The organism is Pseudomonas sp. WC1 (assembly GCF_050586565.1).
Lineage (GTDB): Bacteria > Pseudomonadota > Gammaproteobacteria > Pseudomonadales > Pseudomonadaceae > Aquipseudomonas.
Genome location: NZ_JBOBDQ010000034.1, coordinates 42787 through 61279, shown reverse-complemented (window position 1 = coordinate 61279; position 18493 = coordinate 42787). Strand labels below are relative to the sequence as shown.

Genomic DNA, 18493 nt, shown 5'->3' with positions numbered 1-18493 from the left:
AAGAACCTTCGGGGGCCTTGTTGGGGGGAAGGTAGAGGGGGGGTGCGGGGGCGATTTGCCCCGCGATGCATTTCCACTGATCTGAATTCCGACCACTCGTTCTTTTTTTCGAACAGCCTATTGTCCAACCCCCTAGCGCCCGCTTAGCATTCCGTTTGAGATTTCAAACGCTCGGCACCCAGGCGTCGAACACCCTGGTGCACGAATTCCTGACGGCCGCCCCCGCATCGAGGGCGCCTTTTCAACAATCAAAATTCGCAGTAAAGGGAAGCCGACATGCAGCTCAAAGACGCTCAGTTGTTCCGCCAGCAGGCCTTCATCAATGGTGAATGGCTGGATGCGGACAGCGGTCAGACCATCAAGGTGACCAACCCGGCCACCGGCGAAGTGATCGGCAGCGTGCCGAAGATGGGCGCCGCCGAAACCCGCCGCGCCATCGAGGCCGCCGACAAGGCGCTGCCGGCCTGGCGCGCACTGACCGCCAAAGAGCGTGCCGGCAAGCTGCGCCGCTGGTTCGAGCTGATGATCGAGCACCAGGACGACCTGGCCCGCCTGATGACCACCGAGCAGGGCAAGCCACTGGCCGAAGCCAAGGGCGAAATCGCCTATGCCGCCTCGTTCATCGAGTGGTTCGCCGAAGAAGCCAAGCGTGTCTACGGCGACGTCATCCCAGGCCACCAGCCGGACAAGCGCCTGATCGTCATCAAGCAGCCGATCGGCGTCACCGCCGCCATCACCCCGTGGAACTTCCCGGCCGCGATGATCACCCGCAAAGCCGGCCCGGCCCTGGCCGCCGGTTGCACCATGGTGCTCAAGCCCGCTTCGCAGACCCCGTACTCTGCCCTGGCCCTGGTCGAACTGGCCACCCGTGCCGGCATCCCGGCTGGCGTGCTGAGCGTGATCACCGGCAGCGCCGGCGAAGTCGGCTCCGAGCTGACCGGCAACTCCCTGGTGCGCAAGCTGTCCTTCACCGGCTCGACCGAAATTGGTCGCCAGTTGATGGAAGAGTGCGCCAAGGACATCAAGAAAGTTTCCCTGGAGCTGGGCGGCAACGCGCCGTTCATCGTGTTCGACGACGCCGACCTGGACAAGGCGGTCGAGGGCGCGATCATCTCCAAGTACCGCAACAACGGTCAGACCTGCGTCTGCGCCAACCGTATCTACGTGCAGGACGGCGTCTACGATGCGTTCGCCGAGAAGCTGAAAGCCGCCGTGGCCAAGCTGAAGATCGGCAACGGCCTGGAAGAAGGCACCACCACTGGCCCGCTGATCGACGGCAAGGCTGTCGCCAAGGTCCAGGAGCACATCGAGGACGCCGTCGCCAAGGGCGCCAAGGTGCTGTCCGGTGGCAAGCTCATCGAAGGCAACTTCTTCGAGCCGACCATCCTGGTCGACGTGCCGAAAACCGCTGCCGTCGCCAAGGAAGAGACCTTCGGCCCGCTGGCGCCGCTGTTCCGCTTCAAGGACGAGGCCGAAGTCATCGCCATGTCCAACGACACCGAGTTCGGCCTGGCCTCGTACTTCTATGCCCGTGACATGAGCCGCGTGTTCCGCGTCGCCGAGGCCCTGGAGTACGGCATGGTCGGCATCAACACCGGCCTGATCTCCAACGAAGTCGCGCCGTTTGGCGGCATCAAGGCGTCGGGCCTGGGCCGCGAAGGTTCCAAGTACGGCATCGAGGACTACCTCGAGATCAAATACCTGTGCATCAGCGTCTGATCGCCAGGTAAACGCTTTTACCTCTGCCAGCGGGGCGCGAGAGCGACGTCTCGCTGGCCTTTTTGACATAGCGGTACCCGGTGGCCAGGGCATGTGTGACAGTCGATCAACGAATACTGTGCACGCCTGCGTCCAGCCACCCCCGAATAAAAGCGCCGCAGAACCGGCGCAATTGAGGGCACTATGAGCAAGACCAACGAATCCCTGATGCAACGTCGTGTCGCCGCCGTCCCACGTGGCGTTGGCCAGATCCACCCGATCTTCGTCGATACCGCGAAGAACTCGACGGTGATCGACGTTGAAGGTCGCGAACTGATCGACTTCGCCGGCGGCATCGCTGTACTGAACACCGGCCACCTGCACCCGAAAGTGGTCGCGGCCGTGCAAGAGCAGCTGACCAAGGTCAGCCACACCTGCTTCCAGGTGCTGGCCTACGAGCCGTACGTCGAGCTGTGCGAAAAGATCAACAAGCTGGTGCCTGGCAACTTCGACAAGAAGACCCTGCTGGTCACCACCGGCTCCGAAGCCGTTGAAAACGCCGTGAAGATCGCCCGTGCCGCCACCGGCCGTGCTGGCGTGATCGCCTTCACCGGCGGCTATCATGGCCGCACCATGATGACCCTGGGCCTGACCGGCAAGGTCGTGCCGTACTCCGCCGGCATGGGCCTGATGCCAGGCGGCATCTTCCGCGCCCTGTTCCCGAGCGAGCTTCACGGTGTCAGCGTTGACGACGCCATCGCTTCGGTCGAGCGCATCTTCAAGAACGACGCCGAGCCGCGTGATATCGCCGCGATCATCCTCGAGCCGGTACAAGGCGAAGGCGGCTTCCTGCCTGCGCCGAAAGAGCTGATGCAGCGCCTGCGTGCCCTGTGCGACCAGCACGGCATCCTGCTGATCGCCGACGAAGTGCAGACCGGCGCCGGCCGTACCGGTACCTTCTTCGCCATGGAGCAGATGGGCGTCGCGCCTGACCTGACCACCTTCGCCAAGTCGATCGCCGGCGGCTTCCCGCTGGCCGGTGTGTGCGGCAAGGCCGAGTACATGGACGCCATCGCCCCGGGCGGCCTGGGCGGTACCTACGCCGGTTCGCCGATCGCTTGCGCCGCAGCCCTGGCGGTGATCGAAGTGTTCGAGGAAGAGAAACTGCTGGATCGCAGCAAGGCCGTTGGCGAACGCCTGACCACTGGCCTGCGTGAAATCCAGAAGAAGCACCCGATCATCGGCGATGTCCGTGGTCTGGGCTCGATGATTGCCGTGGAAGTCTTCGAGAAAGGCACCCACACCCCGAACGCCGCCGCCGTTGCCCAGGTTGTCGCCAAGGCTCGTGACAAGGGCTTGATCCTGCTGTCCTGCGGCACCTACGGCAACGTCCTGCGTATCCTGGTACCGCTGACCGCCGAAGATGCCCTGCTGGATAAAGGCCTGGCGATCATCGAAGAGTGTTTCGCCGAACTGGCCTGAAATATGTGACACGTTTCAGAAAAAAACCCGCCTCGGCGGGTTTTTTTATGCCGTTCGCCGGCTTCAGGCGCTAAGGTTGTAGGAGGATTCCGTGGAAGCTGCGATGGATCGCGCGTCATTTCTGGAGACTCGCTCATGAGCGCTGCCGACCCCGTTGCCCCTTGTGTCTTGATCGCCGAGGGTGACCCTTGGGTACGCGACATGCTCAGCGAAATGCTGCTCAGTGTGCGCTGTGACGCCCGCCTGCAGGTCTGTGCCGATGGCTCCCAGGCCCTGAGCGCGCTGGCGGCCAAGCCTGACCTGATCATCGCCGCCCGTGAGCTTTCCGGCCTCGATGGCCTGGACCTGCTGCGCAAGGTGCGCGCCAGGGGCGACAAGCCCGGCCTGCCGTTCATCCTGATGAGCAACCGCACCGACAGCGCCAGTGTGCGCGAGGCGCTGCCGTTGCACCCCACCGCCTACCTGAGCAAGCCGCTCGACCTGGAAAACCTGCGCAAGCGTCTGGAAAACCTGCTGCTGGAGGTGGGCGAGCAGATCGCCTGCCCGGTGCCACCGCTGCAGCCCGGCGTGCAACTGCCGGCCTACCTCGAGCAACGCCGCGCCACTGCCGATGGCGGCCCACTGTTCGCCGATGTGCAGGTGGCGGTCAAGCGCGCCCTCAACCCAAATGGCTTGAACCTCAAGGTGCTCGAGGAAGAGGTACGCAACGACCCGCAGATTACCGGCGTGCTCATCGCTGCCGCCAACAGCGCCGCGCTGCATCGCGAAGCGCCGGTGCAGACCTTGCTGCAGGCGCTGAACAAGCTTGGCAGCACCCAGAGCATGAACCTGATCCTCGGGCTCACGCTCAAGCGCAGCGCGCGGTTGAGCGACCCCTTGTTGGCGCGGCATGCCGCGCACTACTGGAATCTGTCGCTGCATGCCGCCGACTACGCACGCACCTTGGCACGCACCCTCGAAGTGGACGAAGGGCGCTGTTACTGCGCGGGTTTGTTGCATTGCCTGGGCGACCTGGCGGTGCTGCGCACCTTGCAGGAGTGGCGACTGGCCGGTGGCGAGTTGGACGAGGACCAGGTGGAGCTATCGCTCAACGAGTTCGGCGCCCCGTTCGGCTCGGCACTGCGCACCCGCTGGCGCTTGCCGCTCGACCTGCGCGAGCTGATCGCCGCGGTGTATCAGCTCGGTGGCGGCGTCTACTCCCGGGAGATCCTGGCGATGAACCTGGCAGGGCAACTGTCGCGACTCAGGCCCAGTGAGGGGCTGGAGAAGATCGCTAGCAGCAAGACGGCGCGCTTGCTCAAGCTGGGGTTGCCGGAGTTGTCGCGGCTGCGCAAGGTGGACCCGGAGGCGCTGGCACGGGAGGCGGCCGAGGGTCAGGAGGAGCAGGCTGCGCAGAGCGAGGCAGCGGTCGTTTCCAGCGCCTGCGCAGCTGAGGACGATGGAGAAGAGAAGCAGCCTTAGTAGGCTGGAAAACCAGCGTTCAGTGGGTTTTCCAGGCTCCCCTCAGCCGCGAACGATCTGGTTCTTGCCCTGACGCTTGGCCCTGTACATCGCCGCATCGGCCCGAGCGAACAGGCTGTCCAGCGTTTCGTCTTCATCAATCAGCCCGGTCAGCCCCTGGCTCACCGTGACGCCATAGGTCTGCTCACCATGGCTGAAACTCAACCGCTGGATTTCCCGCTGCAGCCGCTCGGCGATCTGTTCGGCTACCTGAGCGGTGCAGCCTGGGAACACGGCGGCAAACTCTTCGCCGCCAATGCGCCCGAACTGATCGCCACGCCGTAGCACGGCCTTGCCACTGTCGGCGATGCGCTGCAGCACCTGGTCGCCTTCCTGGTGACCATAGCTGTCGTTGATGTGCTTGAAGTCGTCGATGTCCAACAGCAGGAAGGCCATCGGCGTGCCGTCCTCGCGGGCGCTGTCGAAGGCCTGCTGGGCGCACTCGAAGAAATGCCTGCGGTTGCTGCTCTGGGTGAGCACGTCGGTGGTGGCCAGACGCTGCAACTCACCTTCGAGCTGTTTTTTCTCGGTGATGTCCTCGGCGATGCCGACGATGATCACCCGCTGGTCGCCTTCACGCTGCTGGTTGATATAGCACTTGTCGCTGAGCCAGCGCACCTCGCCGGCGGCGTTGAGGATGCGGTACTCGCGGTCCTCGACGGTGCCCTTGACCAGCACCTGGGCCAGGCTGCGCTCGGCGTACTCCAGGTCGTCCGGGTAGATGGCGTCGCGCCATTCGTTGTAGTCGGCCAACACCAGGCTGGCCGGGCGGCCGAAGATGCGTTCGTAGGCGGGGCTGACGTAGAGCACCTGGCGGGTTTCCCAGTCGAAGGCCCAGAGCACTGCGTTGACGCTGTCGAGCAGCGAGCTGTACAGCTGCTCGCGTTCGCTCAGGCGGGCCACTTCGCCTTGAGCGTGCAACAGGGCGAGCAGGGTTTGAGCAGCTTCGGGGCGCGGGGTGCCGGTAGAGGTGGGTGGGAGATCTTTGGCCATGAGCACGGAACGGTTCTCGACGATGGGCGTGCGGCCACGGTTCGGCCCGCCACGCGGGCGATATGCCGGATTTGAGTCGATTGCAGGGGGGGAAGTTCCGGTCGGCACGCCCCATTGCGGGGCATGCCGATCAACGGTGCTCAGGCGCCGTTGGGGCGCAGCGAGTAGGTCTTGAGCTGGGCGGCGAAGTCACGCAGCGACTGAATACCACTGGCCTCGGCCTCGTGTACCCAGTCCTTCATGGCGGCGAGCATGTCGTGGCCGTTGGCGCTGGTGCGCGCCCAGATCTGCTGTAGCGCCAGGCGCTTTTCGTAGATGGTCTTGAGAGCCTGGCTGTGGGCCAGCAGCGACTCGATGCGCGCGTGGTGGCGATCCTGCAGCAGGCTGGTTTCCCGCGAGAGCAGACGCTTGGCGCGGCGGAAGCGGTGGCGTACCGAGGTGTCGACCTTGTCCAGCTCCTGCTTGACCAGCGGGCCGATCACCAGCTTGCGGTACTGGGCCATGATCTGGAAGCGGTTGTTGAGGATGGCCATGGCAGTGTCCATGTCCAGCGACGCCTTGCCTTCCACCCGATGGGCGATGGGCGCCACCCGTTGCACCTTGGCGAGGCGCAGCAGGCTCAGCAGGCGGATCCACATCCAGCCCATGTCGAACTCCCAGCGGCGTACCGAAAGCTTCGCCGAGTTGGGGTAGGTGTGATGGTTGTTGTGCAGCTCCTCGCCGCCAATGATGATGCCCCACGGCACCAGGTTGGTGGCGGCGTCGCGGCATTCGAAGTTGCGATAGCCCACGGCATGGCCCAGACCGTTGACCACACCGGCGGCCCAGAACGGGATCCACATCATCTGGATCGCCCAGATGGTGATGCCGATGGTGCCGAACAGCAGCAGGTCGAGTACCGCCATCAGGGCGATGCCGCCGAGCTTGTAGCGGGTGTAGAGGTTGCGCTCGATCCAGTCGTCCGGGCAGTTCTTGCCGTAGATGCGCAGCGTTTCCTCGTTTTTCGCCTCTTCCCGGTACAGCTCGGCGCCCTTGCGCAGCACGGTGCCCAGGCCCTTGTGCACCGGGCTGTGCGGGTCGTCGGGGGTTTCGCACTTGGCGTGGTGCTTGCGGTGGATGGCGGTCCACTCGCGGGTGTTCTGCGCCGTGGTGAGCCACAGCCAGAAACGGAAGAAATGCTTGAGGCCCGCGTTCAGCTCCAGGGCGCGGTGGGCCGAGTAGCGGTGCAGGTAGATGGTGACGCTGACGATGGTCACATGGGTCATCAGCAGGGTGACGGCGACCAGTTGCCAGGCCGACAAGTCGAGCAGACCGTAATACCACATAACGGGAAATACCCTCGGAAAACAGGCGGAACAACGCAGGCATTATCCTTTGGCGGGGAAATAAAACCAGTCGCGCTTTTGGATAGGAAGTCACAGGGTGTTTCAGCCCCTATAATGCCCCTTCTTTTTTCATGGGCTCATTCACCCGACATGTCTGTTTCCGTTCGCGACGCCTTGCGCATGGCCGGGCTCTACGTGTTGCTTTCGATTCTCTGGCTGGTGCTGTCCGAGCTGGTCTTGCACGGCATGACCGAGGATCCGTTGGCCCTTGCCGTGGGGCGGCAGATCAATGTCGTGCTCTGGGTCTTGCTCAGTGCCGCGCTGATCTTCGTTTCACGTGCGCGCCTGCTCAACTTCATTGGTATCGGCGCGCGCCTGCGCAGCGATGACCGCGAGCGCCTGCGCATGGCTGCGGCGGTGTTCGACAGCACCCTGGAAGGGGTGCTGGTGACCGATCGCAACGGCCTGATCGTGCACGTCAACCGGGCATTCATGCGCATTACTGGCTACCAGCAGGAAGAAGTCATCGGCCAACGCCCGAGCAAGTTCAAGTCAGGGCGGCATGGGGCGCCGTTCTACCAGCAGATCTATGCCGCGCTGGCGGAGCAGGGCGAATGGAGCGGGGAAATCTGGAATCGCCGTAAAAGCGGGGAAATCTACCCGCAATGGCAGACGATCTGCGCCATTCGTGACGACAGTGGTGAGCTTAGCCATTACGTCGCAGTGTTCAGCGACATCAGCGTGATCAAGCACACCGAACAGGAGCTGGCCTATCTCGTTCACCACGACCCGCTGACCGGTCTGCCCAACCGCCTGCTGTTCAATGATCGCGCCATGCAGGCGATGGCCGCGGCGCAGGCCAACAAGCGCGGCTGCGCCTTGCTGCTGCTCGACCTCGATCACTTCCAGAGCATCAACGACGGCCTCGGCCACACCATTGGCGACCAACTGCTCAAGCTGGTCGGCGAACGTCTGCGCGAGGTGCTGGGCAACGGTGTGACCCTGGCGCGCCTGGGGGGAGACGAGTTCGGCGTGCTGGCCGAGAGCTGTCAGCAGGTCGGCCAGGCAGGCAAGTTGGCGCAATCGATCATCGAGCGCTTGAAAGAACCGTTCTGTTTCGAGGGCAACCGCCTGTTCATCAGTGCCAGCATCGGCATCAGCCTGTTCCCCAACGATGCACTGAGTGCCGAGCAGCTGCTGCGCAACGCCGATTCGGCGCTGTTCAAGGCCAAGAGCAATGGCCGCGCCTGCTACGCGCTGTACACCGAGGAGCTTACCGCCCATGCCCAGCAGCGGGTCGAGACCGCCGGCGAATTGCGTCGGGCGCTCGAACAGCAGGAGCTGCGGGTGTTCTTCCAGCCGGTGCACGACCTGTTCACCGCCCGGATGATCGGCGTCGAGGCGCTGGTGCGCTGGCAGCATCCCGTGCGTGGCCTGGTTCCCCCCGGGGAGTTCATCCCCATCGCCGAGCGTACCGGGCTGATTGCCGAAATCGACGCCTGGGTGCTGCACCAAGCGTGTCGGCAGATGGTGCAGTGGCAGGCCGAAGGGCGGCAGCTGGCATTCGTGGCGGTGAACATCTCCAGTCGCCTGTTCAGCCAGCGTGACCTGTACCGCCAGGTGGCCGATGCGCTGCACGATACCGGGCTGGATCCGTCGCTGCTCGAGCTCGAAGTGACAGAGAGCGCGGTGATGGAAGACCCCGAGGTCGCCCTGGAACAGCTGCATCGCCTGCGCGAGCTGGGCGTGACCTTGGCCATCGACGATTTCGGTACAGGTTATTCGTCATTGCTGCGGCTCAAACGCATGCCCGTGCAAAAGCTGAAGATCGACCAGGGCTTCGTGGCAGGCCTGCCCCATGATGAAGACGACATTGCCATCGTGCGGGTGATCATCGCCCTGGCGCGAAGCATGGGCATGCAGGTGCATGCCGAAGGGGTCGAGCAGGCCGAGCAGGCGCGGTTCCTGCTGGAGCAGCAGTGCCAGCTGGGGCAGGGGTACTGGTTCGGGCGGCCGGTGCCGGCGGCGGAGCTGCACTGGGGCTGACACCGCATCGCGTGGTAAGCCCGCTCCCACTGGTTGGAGCGGGCTTGCCCCGCGATGGGCTCAACGCTTGTTCAAACCTTTGGCCAAACGGTCCCCACCTAGCTGGATCACCGCCACCAGCGCCACCAGCATCACGATCACGGTCAGCATGATCTGGCTGTCGAAGCGCTGGTAGCCGTAGCGGTAGGCAATATCGCCCAAACCCCCGGCACCGATCGCCCCGGCCATGGCCGAGGAGTTGATCAGCGTCACCAGGGTGATGGTGAACCCGCCGACGATCCCCGGCAGCGCCTCGGGCAGCAGCACGTGCCAGACGATGTGCCAGCGCCGGCAGCCCATGGCCTGTGCCGCTTCGATAAGGCCGTGATCCACCTCGCGCAGGCTGACCTCGGCGATGCGCGCGAAGAACGGCGTGGCGGCAATTGTCAGCGGCACCACGGCGGCCCACACGCCATAGGTGGTGCCGACCACCAGGCGGGTAAAGGGGATCAGCGCGACCATCAGGATCAGGAACGGGATCGAGCGGAACAGGTTGACGATGGCACCCAGCACCCGGTTCAGCGCGGCGGCCTCGAAGATCCCGTCCTTGTCGCTGGTGACCAGCAGCACTGCCATCGGAACCCCGACGACCAGCGCGACCAGCGAGGACACGCCGACCATCAGCAGGGTGTCGAGCAAGCCTTGCAGCAGGCGATCAATCCACATGGCCGAGTACCTCCACATCCGTGGCCCAGCGGCGGGCGCGTTCGAGCAACTGGAGGGTGTCCAGCGGCGAGCCGCGCACTGCCAGGATCAGTTGCCCCAAGGCATGCTCGCCGATGGTCTCGACGCCGCCCTGGAGCAGCCGCACGCGTCCGCCCAGATCGCTGAACAGGGCGCTCAGATCCGGCTCGCCCACCAGGTCGAGCTTGAGCACCACGGCCGCGTCGCGGCTGCCCGGCTGGCTGCGTAGACTGGCCTGCAAGGCGGCCGGCAGCTTGGTCTGCAGCGGTGCGAGCAGGGTGCGGGTGACGTCGTGGCGCGGTGTGCCGAACACTTGCCAGACCTCACCCTGTTCGACGATCTCGCCCCGCTCGAGCACTACCACGCGCTGGCATATATCGCGGATCACCGCCATCTCGTGGGTGATCAGCACCACGGTCAGGCCCAGGCGTTGGTTGATGTCGCGCAGCAGCTCGAGGATCGAGGCGGTGGTTTCCGGGTCCAGCGCGGAGGTGGCTTCGTCGCACAGCAGGATCTCGGGGTCATGCACCAGCGCCCGGGCGATGCCGACGCGCTGCTTTTGCCCGCCCGACAGCTGCGCCGGATAGACATGGTGCTTTTCCGCAAGGCCCACCAGCTCCAGCAGCTCGCGTACCTTGCGCTGGCGCTCGGCCTTGGCCACGCCGGCCACCTTCAGCGGCAGCTCGACGTTCTGCCACACGGTCTTGGCCGACATCAGGTTGAAGTGCTGGAAGATCATGCCGATGCGCCGGCGCAGGGCCACCAGGCGGTCCTCGTCGAACGGCGCGATATCCACCTGGTCGATCAGCACCCGGCCCTGGCTGGGCTGTTCCAGGCGGTTGATCGTGCGCAGCAGCGAAGACTTGCCGGCACCGCTGCGGCCGATGATGCCGAAGATCTCGCCGCGGCGGATGTTCAGGTCGATGCCTTGCAGCGCTGGTTGGCCCTGGCCCGGATAGGTCTTGCCCAGGCCGATGAAGCGGATGTGCGCCTGGTTCACTTCCGGGCGCAGGGCCGTTTCCTCGGCCTTGCACGGTTCGGCAGGGGGGATGGGCGCCCTGAGGGCGCTGGCCTGGGCCATGTCAGCCTTCCCAGCCGGCCTGGTAGAGCTTGCCATGGGCCTTGTCCAGGGCGGCGCGCACGACCGGCGAGTGTTGGTAGATATCGACGAACTTGGCCAGGCGCGGGTCGTTTTTCTCCTGTGGGCGGATAACGAACTGGATCACGTACTCCTTGTTCTCCAGGCCGTCGAACAGCAGCGCCGACGCAGCGTCAAAGGTGTTGGCCAGGCGGATATAGGCCGGGTAGCCCTGCACCAGGTCGGCGTCGTCATAGGCGCGCACCAGTTGCACCGCTTCCACCTGGAGAATTTTGATCTTCTTCGGGTTGGCGATGATGTCGTCCTCGGTGGCCTTGTAACCCACGCCCTGCTTGAGGGTGATCAGCCCGGCCTTGGCCAGCAGTTGCAGGCCACGGCCACTGTTGATCGGGTCGTTGGCGATGGCCACGCTGGCGCCTTCGGGCAGCTCGGCAAAGCTTTTGTACTTTTTCGAGTACAGCCCGACGTTGTTGATGATCCCCGGTGCATAGGGGACCAGGTCGAAGCCGGCGGCGGCCTTGGCGTTTTCCAGGAAGGGGATGTGCTGGAAGTAGTTCACGTCGATGTCGCCGCTGTTGAGGCTGACATTCGGCGCGATCCAGTCGCTGAACTCGATCAGCTTCACCTCCAGGCCTTGTTTGTGGGCTTCTGCCACCGCCGCTTCCAACGGGATGGCGAAGGCGGCGGTGGTGCCGATCTTCAGTGGCTCCGCGGCGAAGGCGGCGGCGGACAGGCCGAGGCCCAGGGCGATGGCCGCGACGGGCCGGAACAGTTTTTCAAGCATGGTGCAGGGCTCCAGTCGGGGCAGGGGTGGGGGTGTTGCGGTAGGAGGATCCGGGATGGTCGGCGGGCAAGTGCGGATGTTCACTGGCGAACAGCTTCTCGCGCAGGGTGCCTTCGGCGTAATCGGTCTTGTAGCGGCCACGGCGTTGCAGTTCGGGTACTACCAGGTCGATGAAGGCCTCGAAGCTTTCCGGGGTGACGGTGCGGGTCAGGTTGAAGCCGTCCAGGCCGGTGTCGTCGAGCCAGCCGATCAGTTGCTCGGCCACCTGCCCGGGGTCGCCGACCAGGGTCACGTAGCGGCCGCCCAAGGCGTGCTGCTCCAGCAGGCGGCGGCGAGTCCAGGCGCTGTCCTGCAATTGGCGGGTGGCGGACTGGATGGCATTGCCCTTGGCGAATCCGATGGGTTCGTCCAGTTCGTAGCGTGAGAAGTCGATACCGGTGGAACTGGCGAAATGCGCAACACCTGCCTCGGCGCTGGCGTAATGCAGGTACTCGGCGTGCAGGGCGTGGGCTTGGTCTTCAGTTGCGGCAACGATCACGGTGATGCCCATGAATACCTTGACCGCCTGCGGGTCGCGACCAGCGGCTTGCGCCGCTGCGCGCACCTTGTCGACCTGGGCGCGGGTGGCGGCCTTTTCCTGGCCGCTGATGAACACGCACTCGGCATGGTTGCCGGCAAAGGCCAAACCGCGCGCCGAACTGCCGGCCTGGAACAGTACCGGTGTGCGCTGCGGCGAAGGCTCGCACAGGTGATAGCCGTCGACCTTGTAGAACTCGCCCTGGTGCTCGACCTTGCGCACCCTGTCCGGCCGCGCATACACGCGCTGCGCGCGGTCGGCGACCACGGCATCGTCGGTCCAGCTGCCTTCGAGTAGCTTGTACAGCACCTGCAGGTACTCGTCGGCCTGGTCGTAGCGGCGGTCGTGCTCGGGTTGCTGTTCCAGCCCCATGGCCCGGGCGGCACTGTCGAGGTAGCCGGTGACGATGTTCCAGCCGACCCGGCCGTTGCTCAGGTGGTCAAGGGTGGAGAGGCGCCGGGCGAACAGGTAAGGCGCTTCATAGGTCAGGTTGGCGGTGAGGCCGAAGCCCAGATGCCTGGTAACGGCGGCCATGGCCGAGACGAGCAGCAGCGGGTCGTTGACCGGCAACTGGATCGACTCCTTGAGCGTCACGTCCAGCGACTGGCCATAGACGTCGTAGGTGCCGACGATATCGGCGATGAACAGCCCGTCGAACAGCCCCCGCTCCAGCAGGCGGGCCAGGTCGGTCCAGTAGTCGAGGGTCTTGTACTGGGTCGAAGTGTCCCGTGGGTGGGTCCACAAACCGTGGTTGATGTGCCCGATGCAGTTCATGTTGAAGGCATTGAGCAGGATCTGCTTGGCCATCAGATGGTCCCTCGGCGCGGCGGTTTTTCGTCGTTGAGGTAGTAGTTGCCGATGGCGTGGTACTTCCAGCGCACCGGGTCGTGCAGGGTGTGCACCCGGGCGTTGCGCCAGTGGCGGTCGAGGTTGTGCTCGGCCAGGGTGGACTGGCTGCCGGCCAGCTCGAACAGGGTGGTGCCGGCGGCCAGGGAGATCTCGGTGCTGATCGCCCGGGCCTCGGCGACGGCAATCGAGGCGGCGGCCAGGGTCTCGGCGTTGCTGTCGGCCTGGGCGATGTCGAGGATTTCACCCGCGCGTTCGAGCAGGGCCTCGGTGGCGTGCAGGCGGATTGCCAGTTGGCCGAAGCTCTTCAGGGTCAGTGGATCGTCGCTGGCCTTGTCGAGGCCAGAGTCGATCCACGGGCGGCTGCGGGTACGCACGAAGTGCAGGGCGTCCTCGTAGGCGGCGCGGGCGATACCGGTGTCGATCGCGGCATGGAGGATCTGCGCCAGGGGGCCGACCGTGGTCGGGCGCTCGAAGGCGCTTTGGAACGGCACCACGTCTTCGGCGCGGACCGGCACATGGTTGAACACCACCGAGCCGCTGCCGGTGGTGCGCTGGCCGAAGCCGCTCCAGTCGTCGATCACCTCGATGCCCGGGCTGTCGGCGGGCACGAAGGCCAGGTGCGATACGCCCTGTTCGTCGATCACCAGGGTCGGGATGCGCTGGGCGTAGATTGCGCCGGTGCAGTAGAACTTACGGCCATCGATGCGGTAATGGTCGCCGTCGCGGCTCAGGCGGGTGGTGCGTTCGTGGGCGTTCTTCGTGCCGAGTTCGGCCAGGGCGTTGCCGAAGCGGCGGCCGGCGAGCACTTCGGCGTAGAGCCGTTGCTGTTGTTCGGCGCTGCCGTTCACCCGCAGCACCTCCAGGGCGTAGAAGTGGTTCTGCGGGATCTGCCCGAGCGAGGCGTCGGCCTGGGCGATGCGTGCGATGACCTTGGCCAGGGTGGCACTGGACACGCCGGCGCCGCCAAAGGCCCTGGGCACGCTGATGCCCCACAGGCCGGACTGCACGAAACGTTCGAGTTCGGCATGGGGCAGGCGGCGTTCGCGGTCGCGCAGGGCGCTGTCTTCGCGCAGGTAGTGGGCGAGTTCGTCGGCGACGGCCAGGGCCTGGCCGTCGGTGGTGATGATGGATGCAGTCATTGTGCTCTCCGGGCACTTGGGGCCGCTGTGCGGCCCTTTCGCCGGCAAGCCGGCTCCCACAGTGAGGCTTCACAGGAATCCTTGTGGGAGCCGGCTTGCCGGCGAAAGGGCTGCACCACAGCCCCTGGGCCGTGAATCAGATCCAGGAATGGCGGGCAGGCAGGGTGCCGTTGAGGTGGTAGGCGCCGACGGCGTGGTATTTCCAGCGCACCGGGTCGTGCAGGGTGTGCACGCGGGCGTTGCGCCAGTGCCGGTCGAGGTTGAACTCGGCCAGGCTGGCGCGGCTGCCCGCCAGCTCGAACAGCTTCTCGCTGGCCTGCAGCGAAATCTCTGTAGTGAGCACCTTGGCTTCGGCCACGGCGATCGAGGCACGGGCCGCGGCGGCGGCATCGATCTCGCCGGCGTTGACCTCGTCGAGCACCCTGGCGGCCTTGCGCAGCAGGGCCTCGGCGGCGTGCAGTTCGAGCTTCAGGCGGCCGATGTCGGCAATCACATAGGGGTCGTCGCTGTTGCGTTCGACCTTGGCCTCGATCCAGGGCCGGGACTTCTCCCGCACGAACTGGATCGTGTCCTCGATGGCCGCTTCGGCGATGCCGGCGTCGATGGCCGCCTGGATCAGCTGCGAGGCGGCGCCCTGGATGCTGGGCTCTTCACGCAGGCGCCAGTTGTCCACCACCAGGTCGGCTTCCACCGGCACCTGGTCGAGCAGCACGGTGCCGCTGGCGGTGGTGCGCTGACCGAAGCCGGACCAGTCGTCGACGATGCGCAGCCCCGGGCTGCCGCGACGGACGAAGGCCAGGCGTTGCCGGCCGTCATCGTCCAGGGCTTTTACCGCTACCCAGTGGGCGTACAGGGCGCCGGTGGAGTAGAACTTCTCGCCACTGATGCGATAGCCGTCGCCCTCGCGGGTAATGCGTGCCTTGAGTGTCAGAGTGTCCTTGGTCCCGCGCTCGGGGCCGGCATTGCCGATGCGCCAGCCGTCGAGCACGGCGCGGAAGATCGCTTCCTGCTGCGCCTGGGTGGCGGTAAGGCGCACCAGTTGCAGGATGCCGAACTGGTTCTGCGGAATCTGCCCCAGCGCCGGGTCGGCGGCACTGATCAGGCGGAACACTTCGGCGATGGTTTCGAACGAGACCTCGGGGCCGCCGAACGCCTTGGGCACGCTGATGCTGCCCAGGCCGCTGCGGGTGAACTGTTCGATCTCGGCCCATGGCAGCTTGCGCTGCTGGTCACGTTTGGCGGCCTGCTGGCGGGCCACCTCGGCCAGTTCGCGGGCGGCCTGCAGGGCCTCTTCGTCGTTGCGCAGCACCTTGGCCGGTAGCAGCAGCGGTGAGCTGTCGTGATCGCTGTGGAATCGGGTAGTTGGTTGGCTGGACATCAGTACTGCTCCTTGGCTGCACTCAATGCCCTGGCGTTATGCACTGGGGTGATTGTGATCCTGACCATTCCTAACCTCACAAAGTTGAAAGCGTCGCCTCAGCTGATGGCGACAGACGTTTGCTGGTCCGGTGGTCCGGTTGATATACCCTATTCGTTTATAAAAAGTTTATGAACTACCGTTTAGGAATATGAATAGAAGAACTGCGGGGGCGGCCCTGTCACTGTGAGCCAGCGACAGGGCAGAAAGGTCAGCGCTGAACCGTTACCACCAGCTTGCCCGCTGCCTGGCGTTGCGCCAGACGTTCGATCGCGGCGCCGCCCTCGGCCAGCGCGTAGGTCTGCGACACCAGCGGTTTCAGCTTGCCCTCGGCATGCCAGGCGAACAGCTGGCGGAAGTTGGCGGCGTTGTCCTCCGGCTGGCGCTGGGCAAAGGCGCCCCAGAACACCCCGACCACCGCCGCGCCCTTGAGCAGCGCGAGGTTCACCGGCAACTGCGGGATCGTCCCGCTGGCGAACCCCACCACCAGCAACCGGCCGTTCCACGCCAGCCCACGCACAGCCTGGTCGAACAACTCGCCACCGACCGGATCGTAGATCACATCCACGCCCTGACCGCCGGTCAGGCGCTTGATCTCGTCCTTGAGGCTGGCCTGGCTGTAGTCGACCAGCTCGTCGGCGCCGGCCGCCTTGGCGATCGCCAGCTTCTCGGCACTGCTGGCCGCCGCAATCACCCGTGCCCCGAGGGCCTTGCCGATTTCCACTGCCGCCAGCCCCACGCCACCCGAGGCGCCGAGCACCAGCAGGGTTTCACCGGCCTTGAGCTGACCGCGCTGGGTGAGGGCGTGCATCGAGGTGCCGTAGGTCATGCCGAACGCGGCGGCAGTGGTGAAGTCCATGTCCGCCGGCATCGGCAGCACGTTGTAGAACGGTACCGCCACTTGCTCGGCGAAAGCGCCCCAGCCGGTCAGGGCCATGACCCGATCGCCAACCTTGAACGCGCCGGCCTTCTCGCCGACCGCGGCCACCACGCCGGCGGCTTCCGCCCCCGGTGAGAACGGCAACGGTGGCTTGAACTGGTACTTGCCCTCGATGATCAGGGTGTCGGGGAAGTTGACCCCTGCGGCGTGCACGTCGAGGAGGATCTCGTTCTTCTTCGGCACGGGGCTGGCGACCTCTTCCAGGACCAGGTCCCGCGCCGGGCCCAGGGCTTTGCACAACAAGGCTTTCATCAGGGCTATTCCTTTGCGTGTGGTGGCCGATAAGTGTAGGAGGGCCGCCCCGAGGGTCAACGAGCATGGTCGGCCCTGATGAGCCGGCATAAGCCCGGGCTTGGGTTTGGCCGGCGCGCTGGGTAAGCTGGCGGCAACTGTAATGAGGAGCGAATTCGTGAAAGCGTGGATCTTGATGGTGCTGGCCCTGATGCTGCCGGCGGCGGCCATGGCCGAGGAAAAGGAAGGCGAGCCCAAGGTCGCCTATATCAGCCTCAGCCCGCCCTTCGTTGGCAACTACGCCCTCGACGGCGGCCCCAAGCTGCGCGTGTACAAGGCCGACGTCGCCCTGCGTGTGACCGGGGATGCCGCCGCCACGGCGGTCAAGCACCACGAACCGCTGATCCGCAACCAGCTGGTGGCGCTGTTCACCCAGCAGGGCGTGGACAACATGAGCAACGTCGAGGCCAAGGAAAAGTTGCGCCAGGAAGCCTTGAAACAGGTGCAGCAGGTGATGGAGTCCGAAGAGGGCAAGCCGATCGTCGAGGACCTGCTGTTCAACAACCTGATCGTGCAGTGATCAGGCGGCGAGGCTGCGGCGAAAGCGCGCCAGGGCCACGCCGAAGAATATCAGGCCGATCGCGGCCAGCGCCGCGACGTCCGGCCAGACCACGCTCAGTCCGGCGTCGCGGAACAGGATCGCCGCGCCGAGGCTGACGAAGTGGGTCGAGGGCGAGCCCTGCATGACCCACTGCAGCCACTGCGGCATGCTGTCCAGCGGCGTGCTGCCCCCCGACAGCAGCAGCATCGGGATGATCACCGGGATCGCCAGCAGGCCGAACTGTGGTGTCGAGCGCGCCAGGGTGGCGAGGAAGATGCCCAGTGCCGTGCTGGCGAACAGGTACAGCGCAGTCACCCCCAGGAACAGCCCCATGGAGCCCGCCAGCGGCACGCCCAGGGCGCCCTTGACCACCACTTCCAGCGAGATCCAGGTACAGGCCACCACCACCAGGGCGTTGCTGGCGATCTTCGCCAGCATGATTTCCAGCGCCGTCAGCGGCAACACCAGCAAGTGGTCGAGGGTGCCGTGCTCACGCTCGCGCAGCAACGCGGTGCCGGTGAGGATGATGGCCAGGATGGTGATGTTGTTGACGATCTGGATCACCGCCAGGAACCAGCCGCCTTCGAGGTTGGGGTTGAACAGGGCTTTCGGGTTGAGCACGGCTGGGCTGCTGGTGCTGCGGCCTGCGTACTCCAGCAGTTCGCGTTCGAAGATCCGCCCGATGTAGCCGGCCCCCATGAAGGCCTGGCTCATGGCCGTGGCATCGACGTTGACCTGCAGCTCCGGCGAACGCCCGGCCAGCAGGTCGGCCTGGAAGTTCACCGGCACGTTGATCACGAAGGTGTATTGCCCGCTGTCCATGGCCTGGTCAAGGCGATCCGCCGGCAGTGCCACGGCGGGCTGGAACTCGGGCGGTTGCAGCGACTCGGCGAGCTTGCGCGAGATGGCGCCGTGGTCTTCGTCGACCACTGCGACACTGGCGTTGTGCACGCCGATCACCGAGCCTGCGGCGGGCATGTAGATCGCCACGCTGAAGGCGTACAGCAGGAACAGCAGCAACACGCTGTCATGGCGCAGGCTGGTGAGTTCCTTCAGGCCCAGGCGCAAGGTATGGGTGAGCTGGCTCAT

The 18493-nt window shown here is 65.3% G+C and carries 15 protein-coding genes; 5 read left to right on the top strand and 10 right to left on the bottom strand.

The window, feature by feature from the left end:
* The first annotated feature begins 276 nt into the window (after nucleotides 1–276).
* The 3 genes from gabD to ACQ4OD_RS16255 all read left to right on the top strand — a co-directional run bounded on the left by gabD (nucleotide 277) and on the right by ACQ4OD_RS16255 (nucleotide 4641).
* Nucleotides 277–1719: an NADP-dependent succinate-semialdehyde dehydrogenase gene (gene gabD / locus ACQ4OD_RS16265; RefSeq protein ID WP_046853707.1), complete on the top strand. Its 1443-nt coding sequence runs from the start codon at nucleotides 277–279 to the stop codon at nucleotides 1717–1719.
* A gap of 183 nt (nucleotides 1720–1902) precedes the next feature.
* Complete coding sequence (gabT, locus tag ACQ4OD_RS16260) at nucleotides 1903–3180, top strand: 4-aminobutyrate--2-oxoglutarate transaminase (RefSeq protein WP_110697131.1); 1278 nt, start codon at nucleotides 1903–1905, stop codon at nucleotides 3178–3180.
* 135 nt (nucleotides 3181–3315) lie between these two features.
* Complete coding sequence (locus ACQ4OD_RS16255) at nucleotides 3316–4641, top strand: HDOD domain-containing protein (protein ID WP_430944577.1); 1326 nt, start codon at nucleotides 3316–3318, stop codon at nucleotides 4639–4641.
* Nucleotides 4642–4683: 42 nt separating this feature from the next.
* On the opposite strand, the gene ACQ4OD_RS16250 is transcribed toward ACQ4OD_RS16255, so the two are convergent.
* Both ACQ4OD_RS16250 and desA read right to left on the bottom strand, forming a co-directional pair.
* On the bottom strand, nucleotides 4684–5673 hold the full coding sequence (locus tag ACQ4OD_RS16250; protein WP_110697135.1) for a GGDEF domain-containing protein: 990 nt from the start codon (nucleotides 5671–5673) through the stop codon (nucleotides 4684–4686).
* A 140-nt stretch (nucleotides 5674–5813) separates the two neighbouring features.
* Complete coding sequence (gene desA / locus ACQ4OD_RS16245) at nucleotides 5814–6998, bottom strand: delta-9 fatty acid desaturase DesA (protein WP_139674441.1); 1185 nt, start codon at nucleotides 6996–6998, stop codon at nucleotides 5814–5816.
* 150 nt (nucleotides 6999–7148) lie between these two features.
* Between desA and dibA the strand changes: the two genes are divergently transcribed.
* Complete coding sequence (gene dibA, locus ACQ4OD_RS16240) at nucleotides 7149–9044, top strand: phosphodiesterase DibA (protein WP_102683488.1); 1896 nt, start codon at nucleotides 7149–7151, stop codon at nucleotides 9042–9044.
* Nucleotides 9045–9104: 60 nt separating this feature from the next.
* Here dibA and ACQ4OD_RS16235 read toward each other — a convergent pair whose 3' ends face one another.
* From ACQ4OD_RS16235 to ACQ4OD_RS16205, 7 genes are all read right to left on the bottom strand, one after another.
* Nucleotides 9105–9749: a methionine ABC transporter permease gene (locus ACQ4OD_RS16235; RefSeq protein WP_110697137.1), complete on the bottom strand. Its 645-nt coding sequence runs from the start codon at nucleotides 9747–9749 to the stop codon at nucleotides 9105–9107.
* Nucleotides 9739–10848, bottom strand: a complete 1110-nt coding sequence (locus ACQ4OD_RS16230; protein WP_198755818.1) for a methionine ABC transporter ATP-binding protein — start codon at nucleotides 10846–10848, stop codon at nucleotides 9739–9741. The genes ACQ4OD_RS16235 and ACQ4OD_RS16230 overlap by 11 nt, the downstream gene beginning before the upstream one ends.
* Before the next feature lies 1 nt (nucleotide 10849).
* Complete coding sequence (locus ACQ4OD_RS16225) at nucleotides 10850–11650, bottom strand: MetQ/NlpA family ABC transporter substrate-binding protein (RefSeq protein ID WP_198755817.1); 801 nt, start codon at nucleotides 11648–11650, stop codon at nucleotides 10850–10852.
* Entirely contained in the window at nucleotides 11643–13034 is a 1392-nt protein-coding gene (locus ACQ4OD_RS16220; protein ID WP_430944576.1) for an LLM class flavin-dependent oxidoreductase, read from the bottom strand. The genes ACQ4OD_RS16225 and ACQ4OD_RS16220 overlap by 8 nt, the downstream gene beginning before the upstream one ends.
* Nucleotides 13034–14215 carry an SfnB family sulfur acquisition oxidoreductase gene (locus ACQ4OD_RS16215; protein ID WP_430944575.1) on the bottom strand — a complete coding sequence of 394 codons (1182 nt, stop codon included), beginning with the start codon at nucleotides 14213–14215 and terminating at the stop codon, nucleotides 13034–13036. Before ACQ4OD_RS16215 ends, ACQ4OD_RS16220 begins: the two co-directional genes overlap by 1 nt.
* A 136-nt stretch (nucleotides 14216–14351) precedes the next feature.
* Nucleotides 14352–15593: an SfnB family sulfur acquisition oxidoreductase gene (locus tag ACQ4OD_RS16210; RefSeq protein ID WP_139674426.1), complete on the bottom strand. Its 1242-nt coding sequence runs from the start codon at nucleotides 15591–15593 to the stop codon at nucleotides 14352–14354.
* A 250-nt stretch (nucleotides 15594–15843) separates the two neighbouring features.
* Entirely contained in the window at nucleotides 15844–16824 is a 981-nt protein-coding gene (locus ACQ4OD_RS16205; protein ID WP_139674421.1) for an NADPH:quinone oxidoreductase family protein, read from the bottom strand.
* Nucleotides 16825–16981: 157 nt separating this feature from the next.
* Between ACQ4OD_RS16205 and ACQ4OD_RS16200 the strand changes: the two genes are divergently transcribed.
* The gene (locus tag ACQ4OD_RS16200) at nucleotides 16982–17383 is read left to right on the top strand and encodes a flagellar basal body-associated protein FliL (RefSeq protein WP_046853718.1); all 402 of its coding nucleotides are present in this window, start codon (nucleotides 16982–16984) and stop codon (nucleotides 17381–17383) included.
* Here ACQ4OD_RS16200 and ACQ4OD_RS16195 read toward each other — a convergent pair whose 3' ends face one another.
* On the bottom strand, nucleotides 17384–18493 hold the full coding sequence (locus tag ACQ4OD_RS16195; RefSeq protein ID WP_430944574.1) for an ABC transporter permease: 1110 nt from the start codon (nucleotides 18491–18493) through the stop codon (nucleotides 17384–17386).

Bases quoted from the DNA above. Each gene is read 5' to 3' on its own strand.
- ACQ4OD_RS16225 (WP_198755817.1), bottom strand. From the start codon at position 11,650: ATGCTTGAAAAACTGTTCCGGCCCGTCGCGGCCATCGCCCTGGGCCTC.
- gabD (WP_046853707.1), top strand. From the start codon at position 277: ATGCAGCTCAAAGACGCTCAGTTGTTCCGCCAGCAGGCCTTCATCAAT.
- ACQ4OD_RS16255 (WP_430944577.1), top strand. From the start codon at position 3,316: ATGAGCGCTGCCGACCCCGTTGCCCCTTGTGTCTTGATCGCCGAGGGT.
- ACQ4OD_RS16220 (WP_430944576.1), bottom strand. From the start codon at position 13,034: ATGGCCAAGCAGATCCTGCTCAATGCCTTCAACATGAACTGCATCGGG.
- ACQ4OD_RS16195 (WP_430944574.1), bottom strand. From the start codon at position 18,493: ATGAGCCAGCTCACCCATACCTTGCGCCTGGGCCTGAAGGAACTCACC.
- ACQ4OD_RS16205 (WP_139674421.1), bottom strand. From the start codon at position 16,824: ATGAAAGCCTTGTTGTGCAAAGCCCTGGGCCCGGCGCGGGACCTGGTC.
- ACQ4OD_RS16215 (WP_430944575.1), bottom strand. From the start codon at position 14,215: ATGACTGCATCCATCATCACCACCGACGGCCAGGCCCTGGCCGTCGCC.
- ACQ4OD_RS16235 (WP_110697137.1), bottom strand. From the start codon at position 9,749: ATGTGGATTGATCGCCTGCTGCAAGGCTTGCTCGACACCCTGCTGATG.
- dibA (WP_102683488.1), top strand. From the start codon at position 7,149: ATGTCTGTTTCCGTTCGCGACGCCTTGCGCATGGCCGGGCTCTACGTG.
- gabT (WP_110697131.1), top strand. From the start codon at position 1,903: ATGAGCAAGACCAACGAATCCCTGATGCAACGTCGTGTCGCCGCCGTC.
- desA (WP_139674441.1), bottom strand. From the start codon at position 6,998: ATGTGGTATTACGGTCTGCTCGACTTGTCGGCCTGGCAACTGGTCGCC.
- ACQ4OD_RS16250 (WP_110697135.1), bottom strand. From the start codon at position 5,673: ATGGCCAAAGATCTCCCACCCACCTCTACCGGCACCCCGCGCCCCGAA.
- ACQ4OD_RS16210 (WP_139674426.1), bottom strand. From the start codon at position 15,593: ATGTCCAGCCAACCAACTACCCGATTCCACAGCGATCACGACAGCTCA.
- ACQ4OD_RS16230 (WP_198755818.1), bottom strand. From the start codon at position 10,848: ATGGCCCAGGCCAGCGCCCTCAGGGCGCCCATCCCCCCTGCCGAACCG.